At 70.4% G+C, this 13,511-nt stretch carries 13 protein-coding genes; 2 read left to right on the top strand and 11 right to left on the bottom strand.

The window, feature by feature from the left end; all coding sequences use genetic code 11:
• The 3 genes from ABD378_RS15215 to ABD378_RS15205 all read right to left on the bottom strand — a co-directional run.
• The coding region (locus ABD378_RS15215) for an alpha-amylase family glycosyl hydrolase (RefSeq protein ID WP_344521417.1) at positions 1-376 on the bottom strand (376 nt) is incomplete at its 3' end.
• A gap of 42 nt (positions 377-418) precedes the next feature.
• Positions 419-2,389 carry an alpha-1,4-glucan--maltose-1-phosphate maltosyltransferase gene (locus ABD378_RS15210; RefSeq protein ID WP_344521416.1) on the bottom strand — a complete coding sequence of 657 codons (1,971 nt, stop codon included), beginning with the start codon at positions 2,387-2,389 and terminating at the stop codon, positions 419-421.
• 73 nt (positions 2,390-2,462) lie between these two features.
• Positions 2,463-2,699 (bottom strand): DUF5133 domain-containing protein, encoded by a 237-nt coding sequence (locus ABD378_RS15205; protein WP_344521415.1) that lies wholly within the window; start codon positions 2,697-2,699, stop codon positions 2,463-2,465.
• A 293-nt stretch (positions 2,700-2,992) separates the two neighbouring features.
• Here ABD378_RS15205 and ABD378_RS15200 point away from each other — a divergent pair, with 293 nt between their 5' ends.
• Both ABD378_RS15200 and glgX read left to right on the top strand, forming a co-directional pair.
• Complete coding sequence (locus tag ABD378_RS15200; RefSeq protein WP_344521414.1) at positions 2,993-3,511, top strand: pep a2; 519 nt, start codon at positions 2,993-2,995, stop codon at positions 3,509-3,511.
• Positions 3,512-3,601: 90 nt separating this feature from the next.
• A complete protein-coding gene (gene glgX / locus ABD378_RS15195; RefSeq protein WP_344521423.1) occupies positions 3,602-5,713 on the top strand; it encodes a glycogen debranching protein GlgX in 2,112 nt (703 codons plus the stop codon).
• A gap of 10 nt (positions 5,714-5,723) precedes the next feature.
• Here the strand turns inward: glgX and ABD378_RS15190 are convergent, their stop codons facing one another.
• The 8 genes from ABD378_RS15190 to ABD378_RS15155 all read right to left on the bottom strand — a co-directional run bounded on the left by ABD378_RS15190 (position 5,724) and on the right by ABD378_RS15155 (position 13,488).
• On the bottom strand, positions 5,724-6,473 hold the full coding sequence (locus tag ABD378_RS15190; RefSeq protein WP_344521413.1) for a FadR/GntR family transcriptional regulator: 750 nt from the start codon (positions 6,471-6,473) through the stop codon (positions 5,724-5,726).
• Positions 6,474-6,490: 17 nt separating this feature from the next.
• Positions 6,491-7,531, bottom strand: a complete 1,041-nt coding sequence (gene denD, locus ABD378_RS15185; protein ID WP_344521412.1) for a D-erythronate dehydrogenase — start codon at positions 7,529-7,531, stop codon at positions 6,491-6,493.
• Positions 7,528-8,331, bottom strand: a complete 804-nt coding sequence (otnI, locus tag ABD378_RS15180; protein ID WP_344521411.1) for a 2-oxo-tetronate isomerase — start codon at positions 8,329-8,331, stop codon at positions 7,528-7,530. Before otnI ends, denD begins: the two co-directional genes overlap by 4 nt.
• Positions 8,332-8,375: 44 nt before the next feature.
• Positions 8,376-9,680, bottom strand: a complete 1,305-nt coding sequence (locus ABD378_RS15175) for an MFS transporter (protein WP_344521410.1) — start codon at positions 9,678-9,680, stop codon at positions 8,376-8,378.
• A gap of 49 nt (positions 9,681-9,729) precedes the next feature.
• The gene (locus ABD378_RS15170) at positions 9,730-10,431 is read right to left on the bottom strand and encodes a class II aldolase/adducin family protein (protein ID WP_344521409.1); all 702 of its coding nucleotides are present in this window, start codon (positions 10,429-10,431) and stop codon (positions 9,730-9,732) included.
• Complete coding sequence (gene otnK / locus ABD378_RS15165) at positions 10,428-11,708, bottom strand: 3-oxo-tetronate kinase (RefSeq protein WP_344521408.1); 1,281 nt, start codon at positions 11,706-11,708, stop codon at positions 10,428-10,430. The genes ABD378_RS15170 and otnK overlap by 4 nt, the downstream gene beginning before the upstream one ends.
• Position 11,709: 1 nt before the next feature.
• Positions 11,710-12,645 carry an L-threonate dehydrogenase gene (gene ltnD, locus ABD378_RS15160; protein ID WP_344521407.1) on the bottom strand — a complete coding sequence of 312 codons (936 nt, stop codon included), beginning with the start codon at positions 12,643-12,645 and terminating at the stop codon, positions 11,710-11,712.
• Between the two features lie 192 nt (positions 12,646-12,837).
• The gene (locus tag ABD378_RS15155; RefSeq protein ID WP_344521406.1) at positions 12,838-13,488 is read right to left on the bottom strand and encodes a dienelactone hydrolase family protein; all 651 of its coding nucleotides are present in this window, start codon (positions 13,486-13,488) and stop codon (positions 12,838-12,840) included.
• Positions 13,489-13,511: the final 23 nt, after the last annotated feature.

Below are 13,511 nucleotides of genomic sequence, written 5' to 3'. Positions count from 1 at the left end.
GCTGATCGCTGGTGTGGTTCATCACGAAGTCGATGATCACGCGCATGCCCCGCTGATGAGCCGAATCGATGAATTCGACGAAATCCCCGAGATCGCCGAACTCGGGCAGGACGGCGATGTAATTGGCCACGTCGTAACCGCCGTCCCGCAAGGGTGACGTGAAGAACGGCGGCAGCCAGAGGCAGTCCACGCCCAGCCACTGCAGATAGTCCAGCTTGGAGGTGATGCCCTTGAGGTCGCCGATGCCGTCGCCGTCGCTGTCGTGGAAGGAGCGGACGAGGACCTCGTAGAACACGGCGCGCTTGAACCACTCAGGGTCTCGGTCCTTGGCGGGCGCGTCCTCGAACAGGTCGGATACCGGCTCGTTGATCGTCATGGATCCTCCATTGCCGCACGGCTGGGGGGAGCGCGTGCTTCCTCAGTCGACCGCGCAGATGTGCGCGGGGGACACGCCCGGCGTCAGACGGACGTAATTGGTCTCGCCCCACGTGTAGGTCGCGTCGCCCAGTTCGTCGTGTGCGCGGAAGGAAGAGCCGGGCGCGATGTTCAGGCGGGTGCAGTCGAGGCGTACGGTCGCTTCCTGGGTGTGGTGCGGGTCGAGGTTGACCACCACCAGCACCGTGTCGCCGGGCACATGACGGCTGTACGCGATCACGTGATCGTTGTCCGTGGGGTGGAAGTGCACGTCGCGCAGCTGCTGCAGTGCCGGGTGGCGTCGGCGGATCGCGTTGAGCGTGGTGATGAGCGGCGCGATGGTGCGTCCTTCACGCCGCGCCGACTCCCAGTCGCGCGGGCGCAGTTGGTACTTCTCCGAGTCCAGGTACTCCTCGCTGCCCGGCTGCAGGGGAGTGGCTTCGCAGAGTTCGTAGCCGCTGTACATGCCCCATGTCGGTGCGAGGGTCGCGGCGAGCACCGCGCGGAGCTCGAAGGCCGGGCGGCCGCCGCTCTGCAGGAACTCGGGCAGGATGTCCGGGGTGCTGACGAAGAAGTTCGGCCGGAGATAGTGGGCCGTTTCGCCGGACAACTCCTGTACGTATTCGGTCAGTTCGGCCTTGGTGTTGCGCCAGGTGAAGTAGGTGTAGGACTGCTGGAAGCCGATGGCCGCGAGGGTGCGCATCATGGCCGGGCGGGTGAAGGCTTCCGCCAGGAAGATGACGTCGGGGTCGGTGCGGTTGATGTCGCCGAGTACTTCTTCCCAGAAGGCGACGGGTTTGGTGTGGGGGTTGTCGACGCGGAAGATGCGTACGCCGTGGGCCATCCAGAAGCGCAGCAGGCGCAGGGTCTCGGCGATCAGGCCGGGCATGTCGCGGTCGAAGGCCAGGGGGTAGATGTCCTGGTACTTCTTCGGGGGGTTCTCCGCGTAGGCGATGGTGCCGTCGGCGCGGTGGGCGAACCACTCGGGGTGCTTGTCGACCCAGGGGTGGTCGGGGGAGCACTGCAGGGCGAAGTCCAGGGCGACTTCGAGGTCCAGGGCGGTGGCGCGGCGTACGAAGGCGTCGAAGTCGTCGATGGTGCCCAGGTCCGGGTGGATGGCGTCGTGGCCGCCCTCGGGGGAGCCGATGGCCCAGGGCACGCCGACGTCGTGCGGACCGGGGGACAGGGAGTTATTGGCGCCCTTGCGGTAGGTGGTGCCGATGGGGTGGATGGGCGGGAGGTAGACGACGTCGAAGCCCATCGCGGCGATGGCGGGGAGCCGTTCGGACGCGGTGCGGAACGTGCCGGACCTCGGAGGCTCGCCCTCGCGGACGACGGCGCCCTCCGAGCGCGGGAAGAACTCGTACCAGGACCCGAACAGGGCACGGGGCCGCTCCACGAGCAGCGGCAACGGGGCGCTCTCGGTGAGGCGTTCGCGCAGGGGATGGGCCGACAGGAGCGCGCGCACCTCCGGTGCCGTGGCCGCCGCCAGGCGGTCCAGCGGGGTGCGGGTGTCGTCGCGCAGCAGACCGAGCGCCGTTCGCAGGGTGGAGCGCGCCGCGTCGTCGGGAGCCTGGGCGACGGCCCGGTCGAAGAGCCGGATCCCGTCCTCGAGGGTGACTCCGGTGTCCACGTCGGCGTGCACCTTGATCACCGCGTCGCGCTGCCAGGCGGCCATGGGGTCGGTCCACGCCTCGACGGTGAAGGTCCAGTGACCGATCGCGTCCGGGGTGACGTCGGCGGCCCACCGGTCCGTCCCCGGCGCCGGCTCCCGCATGGCCCGGCGCCGCGTGGTGCGGCCGTCGGGCGCGTGCAGGACCGCCTCGGCGCCGACCACGAGGGAGCCTTCGACGAACACGAGGGCGGTGATCTCGACGGCTTCCCCGACGACGGCCTTCGCCGGGTGCAGGCCCCGGTGGACACAAGGGCGTACATCCTCGATGGGGATGCGGACGTGACTGGGGTCCACCGACATGCTCTCCACCTCCGGGGTCGTCCGGTGCGCGTTGATCGTCTCGGGTTCGTTCCCTGCGGGTTCGTGCCTGGCGTCAGTCGCCCCCGGGCGGCGCGGGGCGGCCGGCGGGCTCGGGGTGCGGCGGGCGTTCCGCGGCCTCGGCCGCCTCCCGTCCGCAGCGTTCGCTCGTCACGGCGCACAGCGCGGCCACGGCGTCCTCGAACCGTGCCCGCACCGCGGGGTCGTCGGGGGAGGCGAGGAAGCGGCGCTGCCACGCGCGGTACCTCACCAGTTGCCGATCGACGTCTTCTGTGGCGTGCTCCGCCCGCATCGCACTCGACCTCCTGGGGCCTCCGCAACGGTGAGCCCCAGCGGGCTCGCGGACCGTTCACGGAGGGGGAGCGAGCCGTCACAGCGGGTTTGCTCCCCCATTCATGGTGCGAGGTGAAGCGTGCCGCGTCCTGTTGAACGCAGCGCAGTCGACCGATCACTCTCGTGTTGCACGAATGGAGTAGAGGGGTGAGGCTGGTTGCTGACTCTCAAGCGATCACTGCTCACGCTCTGTGCGCACAACGACTCCGTCGAAGCGTCGGAGCGCGAGCTCCGCGGTGAGGAGCAAGAACGATGAACCACCACGCAGTGCCCCGCTACTACCACCTCGATGTGGACCTGGTGCCGGAGCGCGTCGGTCAGATCCGGCGCATCCTGGCCGCGCATCTGCGCTATTGGGGGCTGGAACAGCTCGTTCCTGACGTGTCGCGGGGGGTCGGCCTCCTGTTGGAGCCCGCGGCGCGGAACACCTCCGCGGGACGGACCGCGATCGAGACCTGGTGGACCGGACAGCATCTGATCACCGCGGTCTCGCACGACGATCCGGCCACTGACGGTGAGCACCGCGTCGAGCCGCACTCCTTGGCCCAGATCGCGGCGCTCAGCGACGGGTGGGGCAGCTGCATGGCCGACGACCAGCACATCGTCTGGTTCTCGCTGCGCAGCCGTACGGAGCTTCGCGAACCCCTGGTCCCCAAGGGCCCGGCGCCCATCACGATCGAGGCGCGGCCCCTGCCGCGCGCCGTTCCGCAGCCGGTCGGCGTGGGCGGGCCGGAGCGGACGACGCCCCTCGAGGTCGCAGGCCCTGCCTGACCTGAGCATGTGCGCCGGGTGCGCTCCCGAAAGGGCGCGCACCCGCCGCATGCCCGATGGTCGAAACAGGTGACGACGACGGGAGAGCTTGTGCGCGTATGGACCGGCCGACCCTTCCCGCTCGGCGCCACGTACGACGGTGACGGGACGAACTTCGCCCTGTTCAGTGAGGTGGCCGAGCAGGTCGACCTCATCCTTCTGGACGCGGACGGCGCCGAGCGGGCCGTGACGCTCACGGAGGCCGACGGCTCGGTGTGGCACGGCTACCTCCCGGACGTCGAGCCCGGGCAGCGCTACGGATACCGGGTGCACGGCCCGTGGATGCCCGCCGCCGGTCATCGCTGCGACCCGGAGAAGTTCCTCCTCGATCCCTACGCCAGGGCGATCCACGACCTCCGCGACGACAGGCCGACGAAGGCCGCACCCGCTCGTGCCGCGGCCTCCCGCGACGGCGCCGAGCCGGCCGCCCTCTGCGGTGTCGTCGTCGACCCGGCCTTCGACTGGACCGGGGACAGCCCGCCCTCGCACGCCTACGCCGACTCCGTCATCTACGAGACGCACGTACGCGGACTGAGCCGCACGCACCCAGGCGTTCCCGAAGAACTCCGCGGCACATACGCGGGCCTGGCCACACCGGCCGTCATCGACCACCTGACCTCCCTGAGCGTCACCGCGGTCGAACTGATGCCGGTACACCAGTACGTCCAGGACGGGTTCCTGCTCGACAAGGGCCTGTCCAACTACTGGGGCTACAACACGATCGGATTCTTCGCGCCGCACCACGCCTACGCGGCCCACGGAACGCTGGGACAGCAGGTCACCGAGTTCAAGTCCATGGTGAAGGCCCTGCACGCGGCCGGCCTCGAAGTGATCCTCGACGTGGTGTACAACCACACCGCGGAAGGCAACGAGAACGGCCCCACCCTCTCCTTCCGCGGCATCGACAACGCGTCCTACTACCGGCTGTCCGACGACGACTTCAGTCGCTACTACGACACCACGGGAACGGGCAACAGCCTGCTGATGCGCCACCCCAATGTCCTTCAGCTGCTGATGGATTCACTGCGCTACTGGGTCACCGAATGCCACGTGGACGGATTCCGCTTCGACCTGGCCGCCACCCTCGCCCGGCAGTTCCACGAGGTGGACCGGCTCTCCGCATTCTTCGACCTCATCCAGCAGGACCCCGTGATCAGCCGCGTCAAACTGATCGCCGAGCCATGGGACCTCGGCGACGGCGGCTACCAGGTGGGCAACTTCCCACCGCTGTGGTCCGAGTGGAACGGGAAGTACCGCGACTGTGTCAGGGACTTCTGGCGCGGGGGCGACCGGACACTCGCGGAGTTCGCCTCACGGCTGACCGGATCCGCCGACCTCTACCAGCGCGACCGGCGCCGTCCGCGCGCCAGCGTCAACTTCATCACCGCGCACGACGGTTTCACGCTGCGCGATCTCGTCTCGTACGACATGAAGCACAACGAGGCCAACGGCGAGGGAAACCGGGACGGCGAGAGCAGCAACCGATCCTGGAACTGCGGCACCGAAGGCCCCACACGCAATCCGGAGGTGCGCGCCCTGCGCGCACGGCAGCAGCGCAACTTCCTGGCGACGCTGATGCTGTCCCAGGGCATTCCGATGCTCGGCCACGGGGACGAACTGGGCCGCACCCAGCTCGGCAACAACAACGCGTACTGCCAGGACAACGAGACGGCGTGGATCGACTGGGACCTCGACGAGGAACGCGAGGAACTCCTTGACTTCACCCGCCGGCTGGTGGCGCTGCGCACCGAGCACCCCATCCTGCGCCGCCGCCGCTTCTTCCGTGGCGACACCGTCACGCACCGGGGCGAGCCGCTGCCGGACCTGGTCTGGCTGCGCCCGGACGCCGCCGAGATGACGACGACGGACTGGGTCCGGCCCGACGCGCACGCGGTCGCCGTCTTCCTCAACGGCGATGCCATCGCGGAACCGGACCGCGTCGGCCGGACCGTCGTGGACGACTCGTTCCTCGTGCTGTTCAACTGCTACTGGGAGCCGATGGAATTCCGGCTCCCCGACGCCACCTACGGCTCGTGCTGGACGACCCTGCTCGATACGTCCGAACCCAGCGGCCCGCCGGACGAGACCGAGCACAAGGCCGACACGACCCTGAGCGTGGGCCCCCGGTCCCTGGTCGTCCTCTCCCGTCCCCCGGACAGGTGACGCGAGCAGGTCATCGGTGGTCCAGGTCCACCTCGAGGTCGTCCGTCTCCGTCCAGAAGCCGTCGTCGGCGTCCTGCAGCCGGGACGCGGCGTGCTTCATGTGACGGCGTACGGCACTGCGGGCCGCCTCGGCGTCGCCCGACTCGATGGCGGCCAGGATCGCGTGGTGCTCCACCCGGACGGCCTCGATGAAGTCGTCGCGCCGCGCCTCGTTGGCCCGCGTGACGCGGATGCCGCTGCGCATGACCTCGCCCAAGTACCGCACGGTGGAGACCATCACCGCGTTCCCGGTCGACTCGGCGATCGACTGATGGAACGCGAGGTCCTCGTCCACACCGTCACCGCCGGCCGCGACCGCCTTGTCGATCGCTGCCAGGGACTGGCGCATCCGGGTGACGTCGTCCGGCGTGGCCCGGGTGGCCGCCAGCGAGGCCGCCTCGCCCTCCATGGCGCGGCGGACCTCGACGATCTGCATGACCTTGGACTTGGTGCCGGAGGCCTCGGCCTCCAGGTCGAGCGGGCGGGTGCGCCGGGGCATGACGAACACGCCCCGGCCCTGGCGCGGTTCGACCAGGCCCGCGTTGCGCAGCCGGGAGACGGCCTCGCGGATCACGGTGCGGCTGACGCCCAGTTGCTTGACCAACTCGACCTCGGTCGGCAGCTTGTCGCCCTCGGCCAGACGTCCGGACTCGATCTCCTCGGAGAGGATCGCGGCGACCCGGTCCGCGAGCCGTATGGGGCCACTCACCTTGGAGAACATGCTCGTCAGTCTATCCGTCAGGGCCTGATCGCCCCGGCTGCGGGCAGCGCCGCGGCCGTGACGGCTTCGGGGTGGTCCTCGACGTAGGCCCGGACGACCGACTCGAAACTCTCGTCGGGCCGCAGGCCGAGCGCCGCCGCGCGCGCGTTGTCGAACGCGGCGGGCCACGAGCCGACGATGGCCTCTACGGCCGGGTCGGGCGCGAGGGTCACCAGGTCCGCGACGGCGTCGCCGGCCACCCGGCGCAGCGTGTCGAGCATCTCGGCGACCGTGACCGTCAGTGCCGGCAGATTGACCGGAAGCCCGCCCGTGAGCAGGCCGGGGCCGCTGCCGCGCTCGGCCTCGGTGATGGCCAGGATGCCCTCGACGGTGCGCCGCGGCGAGGCAAGGGCGACCCGCAGGCCGGGGCTGACCGGGCAGGTGGCAGGCAGGCCGGAGAGTGGCTCGCGGATGATGCCGGACAGGAAGCCGGAGGCGGCCGCGTTGGGCTTGCCCGGCCGCACCGAGACGGTCATCAGGCGCGCCACGCGCCCGTCGACGAAGCCGCGCCGGGTGTACTCGGCGACCAGCTGCTCGCAGACGCGCTTCTGTGTCCCGTAGCTGGACTGCGGCGTGGGCAGCGTCGACTCGCTGACCACGGGCGGCAGCGGCAGCGCGGCGTCGGAGCCGTAGACCGCGACGCTGCTGGAGAACACGACCCGGGGCATCGGCCCGCCGGCGGCCGTCTGCGCGCGGGCGGCATCGAGCAGCGCGCGGGTGGTGTCCAGGTTGGCGCTCATGCCGAGGTCGAAATCGGCCTCGCACTCGGACGAGACCGCGGACGCCAGATGGATCAGGACGTCCACCGGCCGCGCGAAGATTTGCTCGAGGCGCTCGCCCAGGTCGCCCTGGACGACGTCCACCAGCGGGTCGGCCGCCACCGTCGACTCGGCCGGCACGAACCGGTCGGCGAGCACCAGTTGGTCGATGGGCGTCCCGCACAGGGTCCGCCGCTTCAGCAGGGCGTCGGCGACCTTTCGTCCCAGGAAGCCGAAGCCACCGGTGATGACGATCCTCATGCGTGTTCTCCTCGGTAGTTCTTGAGCCAGCCGAGCCCCTCGCTCGTACCGGCCCGGGGGATGTACTCGCAGCCGATCCACCCGTCGAAGCCCAACTCGTCGATGACGTCGAACAGGTGGCGGACATTGAGTTCGCCCCGGTCGGGCTCGTGGCGGTCGGGCACGCCCGCGATCTGCAGATGTCCGACGCGGCCTGTGGGCAGGTCGCGGCGCAGTGTCGTGGTGAGGTCGCCCTCCACGATCTGGCAGTGGTACAGGTCGAGTTGCACCTTGAGATTCGAGGCGCCCACCTCCTGTACGAGAGCGTGCGCCTCGGCCTGCCGGTGCAGGAAGTAGCCCGGCATGTCACGGCCGTTGATCGGCTCGATCAGGAGGTCGACGTCCACGGCGGCGGCCCGCTCGGCGGCCCAGGCCAGGTTGGCCAGGTACGTGGCGCGGTGCGCGGCCTGCCGGGTGGGCGTGGCCTCCGGGGGCAGGAGACCGGCCATCACGTGCACCTGGCCGCAGCCGAGCGCCGCCGCGTACTCCAGCGCCCGCTCGATCCCGGAGCGCAGCTCGGCCTCGCGGCCGGGCAGCGACGCGATGCCCCGCTCGCCGGACTCCCAGGCGCCGGGAGGCGCGTTGAACAGCACCTGCCGCAGGCCGTGCTCGTCGAGGCGGCGGCGCAGCTCGCGGGCGTCGTAGGCGTAGGGGAAGAGGTACTCGACGGCCTCGAAGCCGTCCGCCGACGCCGCGGCGAATCGGTCGAGGAAGTCGTACTCGGTGTACATCATGGACAGGTTCGCGGCGAACCTCGGCATGCTTGCTCCTGTGGTGGGGCCAGGGCGGCCAGGTGCGGTCCCGGTCAGCGGTTGACGACGTCCTTCTTGGTGGTCAGCACGGCGGCAGCGCCGACCACCAGGCTCAGGGCCAGGACGTACATCGGGATGGAGGTCGATCCTGTGGCGTCCTTGAGCCCGCCGATCATGTACGGGCTGACGAAGCCGGCCAGGTTGCCCACCGAGTTGATCAGGGCGAGCCCGGCCGCAGCGGCGGTGCCGCCGAGGAACGCGGTGGGCAGCGACCAGAACAGCGGGGCACAGGTCAGCACTCCGGCCGCGGCGAAGGACAGGGCGATCAGGGACAGCACGGTCGATCCGCTCCACCCGGCGGCCAGGGAGAAGCCGACGGCGCCCATGAGGCTGGGGACGACCAGGTGCCAGCGGCGCTCGCGGCGCTTGTCCGCGGAGCGTCCGAACAGGTTCATCGCGATCAGCGCGGCCACGAACGGCACGGCGCTGAGCACGCCGATCGTGAAGTTGTCCTCGATGCCGGTCGACTTGACGAAGGTGGGCATCCAGAACGTCAGGGCGTACTGGCCCATCACGAAGCAGAAGTAGATGAGGCACATCAGCCACACCTTGGGGTCGCGGAAGCCGTCCCACACGCGGCCGTGCTTCTGGTGCGCGGTGTCCTTGGCGATCGCCGCCTCGACGATGTCCTTCTCCTCGTCGGAGAGCCACTTGGCGCTGCGTACGCCATTGTCGAGGTAGAACAGCGTGGCGACACCGATGAGGAGCGCCGGGATCGCCTCGAGCAGGAACATCCACTGCCAGCCCTGCCACCCGTTGACCCCTTGGAAGCGGTCCATGATCCAGCCGGAGAGCGGGTTGCCGAAGATGCCGGCCACGGGGATCGCCGACATGAACATCGCGATCACGCGGGCCCGGCGGTGGGAGGGGAACCAGTAGGTGCAGTAGAGGATCACACCCGGGTAGAAGCCGGCCTCCGCGGCGCCGAGCAGGAAGCGGAGCACGTAGAACATCGTCTCGTTGGTGACGAGCGAGAACGCCCCCGAGATCAGACCCCAGGTGATCATGATCCGGGCGATCCAGGTGCGTGCGCCCACCCGCTGCAGCATCAGGTTCGAGGGGACCTCGAAGAGGAAGTAGCCGATGAAGAACAGTCCTGCGCCGAGGCCGTACGCCGCCTCGCTCAGACCCAGGTCGTCGGACATCTGCAGCTTCGCGAAGCCGACGTTGACGCGGTCCAGGTAGGAGAAGACGTAACACAGGATCAGGAAGGGGACGATACGGAGAACGACCTTGCGGAACACGGCGTTCTCACGGGCGAGGTCGGGGGCCTCCGCCGTGGTGGTGGACGTGGACATGCGGAATCCTTACTGCGGCTCAGGGGATTCTCCGACGGGCGGTGCGCGATCACCAAGAGGCGCCGAACACGGCCTTGAGTTCGTCGAGAGCGGGGGAGGTGAGCGGCTCGGGGCGACGGTCGGTCAGGAGCCAGAGTCGTGCCGTCTCCTCGAGTTCTTCGAGGACGGCGAGAGCGGATGCGGCGTCCGGACCCCAGACCACCGGGCCGAGACGGTCGAGCAGCACGGCCCTGATCGGCGTGCGTCCCGCAGCACGATCAGCGATATGGCCGGTCACCAGGTCGGCCACGCGGGGATCGCCGGGCCGGTGGTAGGGGATGAGCGGGACGTGCCCGACCTTCATGACGTAGTACGGCGTGAGGGGCGGAAGCACGTCGTCCTTGCTCCACACGCCGGCCAGGGTGAGCGCGACCAGATGCGTGGAGTGGGTGTGGATGACGAACCGTGCCGTGGGGTCGGCGGCACAGATACGCCGGTGCAGGGTGAGGGTCTTGCTGGCGCGGTCGCCCGCGATCTGCTCGCCCCCGGCGTCGACCAGGGCCAGACGATCGGGGTCGAGGAAGCCGAGGGCGGCGTCGGTGGGCGTGATCAGGTGGGAGTCGCCGACCTTCGCGCTGATGTTGCCGGCGCTTGCGTGGACGTACCCGCGGGCGAACAGGCTGGTGCCCACCCGGACGATCTCGGCGCGCGCCGCGTCCACGTCGTCTGCGAGGTCCACGTCGGCCGCGGCCGGATCCGGGAGCTTGCTCATGCGGACTCCCCGTCGAGGTGGGCGAAGGATGCGGTGAAGAAGCCGGGGCCGCCGAAGTTGCCGGACTTCAGCGTGATGTGGAGCGTGTCCCCGCCCGGCAGGGCCGCCGCGCACCACGGCACACCGGGGTCGATCTGCGGTCCGATGCGCAGGCCCGTCAGGCCAAGCGCCTGGACGACCGCGCCGGAGGTCTCGCCGCCCGCGACCACGAGCTGACGCACACCCAGCTCCACGAGCCCCTGGGCGACGCGGGCCAGGGTCCGCTCGACGAGCTCACCGGCCTCGGCGACGCCCAGGCGGCCCTGGACGTCCTTGACCGCGTCGGGCGCCTCGGTGGAGTAGACGAGCACCGGCCCGTCGGCCAGATGTGCGGCGGCGAAGGCCAGGGCCTGCCCGGCCACGTCATCGCCGGCCGCGATCCGCAGCGGATCCACGCTGAACGCGGGGCGGCCGTCGCGCAGGAACTCCCGGACCTGACCGTTGGTGGCACCGGACGCCGACCCGGAGACGACGGCCTGATGGCCGCCGGGCGGGGGCAGTCGGGCGGCGGCGGGGGACGGCTTGAACCCCCAGTTCGCGGGCAGGCCGATCGCCAGACCCGACCCGGCGGTCACCAGCGCAAGCCCCTTGACCGCCGTGCCAAGGCGTACGAGATCGTCGTTGGAGACGGCGTCGACGATCGCCGCGCCCACGCCCTCCTCGCGCAGCGCGTCGATGCGCTCCCCGATCGCCTCGGCGCCCGCGGCGACCACGGTGTGGTCGATGAGACCGACCGGGCGCGCGGTCTGCGCGCCGAGCACGGACACCAGGTTCGAGTCGGTCATCGGCGTCAGCGGATGATGGCGCATACCGCTCTCGCCGAGCAGTACGTCGCCGACGAAGAGATGCCCCTTGAAGACGGTGCGCCCGTTGTCGGGGAACGCCGGGGTCGCGACCGTGAAATCGGTGCCGAGGGCGTCCATCAGGGCCTCGGTGACGGGCCCGATGTTGCCCGCGCGCGTCGAGTCGAAGGTCGAGCAGTACTTGAAGTAGATCTGCTCCGCGCCCGCGGAGCGCAGCCACTCCAGTGCCCGCAGCGAGGCATCGACGGCGTCGGGGGCCGGGGTGGTCCGCGACTTGAGCGCGATGACGACGGCGTCCGCGTCGAGCGGCCCCTCGGCACCGGCCCGCGGTACGTCGATCAGCTGGACCACGCGCATGCCCGCGCGCACCAGGTTGTTGGCCAGGTCGGTGGCGCCGGTGAAGTCATCGGCGATGCAGCCGAGTCGGATTGCCATGTCAGCCCTCCGACCGCTCGGCCTGTCCGGGCAGCTCGATTCCCGGGAAGATCTTGATCACCGCGCTGTCGTCCTCGCCGCCGAGCCCGGAGGCCGACGCCTGCAGGAACATCTGATGGGCGGTGGCCGCCAGAGGGAGGGGGAACTTCTCCGGCCGGGCCGCGTCGAGCACAAGACCCAGGTCCTTGACGAAGATGTCGACCGCGGAGAGCGGCGTGTAGTCCCCGGCGAGCACGTGCGCCATGCGGTTCTCGAACATCCACGAGTTGCCGGCGCTGTGCGTGATGACCTCGTAGAGCGCGTCGGCGGGCACGCCCGCCTTAATGCCGAGCGCCATCGCCTCGGCTGCCGCGGCGATGTGCACGCCCGCGAGCAGCTGATTGACGACCTTGACCTTGGAGCCGATCCCGGCCTCGTCGCCCAGGCGGTAAACGGTGCTGCTCATGGCCTCGAGCACCGGATCGGCGATCGCGTACGCGGTGGGGGCGCCCGAAGTCATCATGGTGAGCTCACCGTTCGCGGCCCGTGCGGCGCCACCGGAGATGGGCGCGTCCAGGTAGAGCACGCCTCGCTCGGCCAGGCGCCGTTCGAGCTCGGCGGACCAGGTGGGGTCGGCCGTGGAGCACATGACGTAGACGGAGCCCGGACGCAGCCGCTCGGCCGCGCCGTCGGCGCCGCCCGTGGCGAACAGGACCGACTCGACCTGCGCGGCGTTGACCACGACACCGACCAGGACGTCGACGGAGGCCGCGAGCTCGCCGGCGGAGGCGAAGGTGGTGCCGCCGTCCTCGGCGAAGGCGGCGGCGACATCGGGGCGCAGGTCATGAACACCCACATCGAAGCCCGCGTCCCGCAGACTGCGCGCCATGCCGAGCCCCATGGCCCCGAGCCCCACCACGCCTACGCGCGGTAGTGCCGACCTGTCCTGGTCGTTCATGCCCATCCTCGTCTCGCTGATCCGTGCGGCGATCGGGTCATATGATGACCTGAGGATGTGGGATGGCGCACTGTGATGCCGGTTACATGTCGATCGTGTGCGCCGAAGTGTCGGTCTCCGGCTGCCTCTTGACGCCTCGTCAGGCGGGGAGGCGTACGCCGGATCCGGCGGGCCGGGGGCCGGGGGCGGCGCTCAGGCGCGCGCCTGTCCCATGCCGACGAACCACCGGGCCGCCACCGCGGCGACCTCGTCCAGCGCTTCCGGGTCCTCGAACAGGTGCGTGGCATCGGGGATCACGCGCAGCCGGCTGAGGGCATGCAGCTGGTTGGCCGTTTCCCGGTTGAGCCGGAGGGCCTCGGTGTCGCGGCCCCCTGCGAGCAGCAGGACCGGCGCGCACACCTGGCCGAGCACCTCGCCTCCTGCCAGGTCGGGGCGGCCGTCGGGGCAGACCACCGTGTCCACGAGGCCGGGCCGTGCGGCGGCGGCGCCGAGCGCGGCCGCCGCTCCCGTACTCACGCCGAACAGGCCGAGAGGCAGACCGGTGACGCGGGCGGCGAGCCAGTCCACGGACGCGATCAGCCGGTGCGTCAGCAGATCGATGTCGCCGCGGTGGCGGCCGGTCACCCTGTCCGCGGTCGCTTCGTCGGCGGTGAGCAGGTCGATGAGCAGTGTCCCGAGTGCGGCGGCGTGCAGCGCGTCGGCCACGGCCATGCTGCGCGGGCTGCGCCGGGAACTGTCGCTGCCGTGGGCGAGGACCGCGACGCCGAACACGATGTCCGGAACGGTCAGTTCACCGATGAGTGCCCCCTCGCCGTCGGGCACGGTGACGGTCTCGGACAGCATGGGACCTCCGGATTCCGGGGACG

It is taken from the genome of Streptomyces rectiviolaceus, from assembly GCF_039533825.1.
GTDB lineage: Bacteria > Actinomycetota > Actinomycetes > Streptomycetales > Streptomycetaceae > Streptomyces > Streptomyces rectiviolaceus.
Note: the sequence above shows the minus strand (reverse complement) of the source record. Positions and strands in the feature narration are given on the sequence as shown.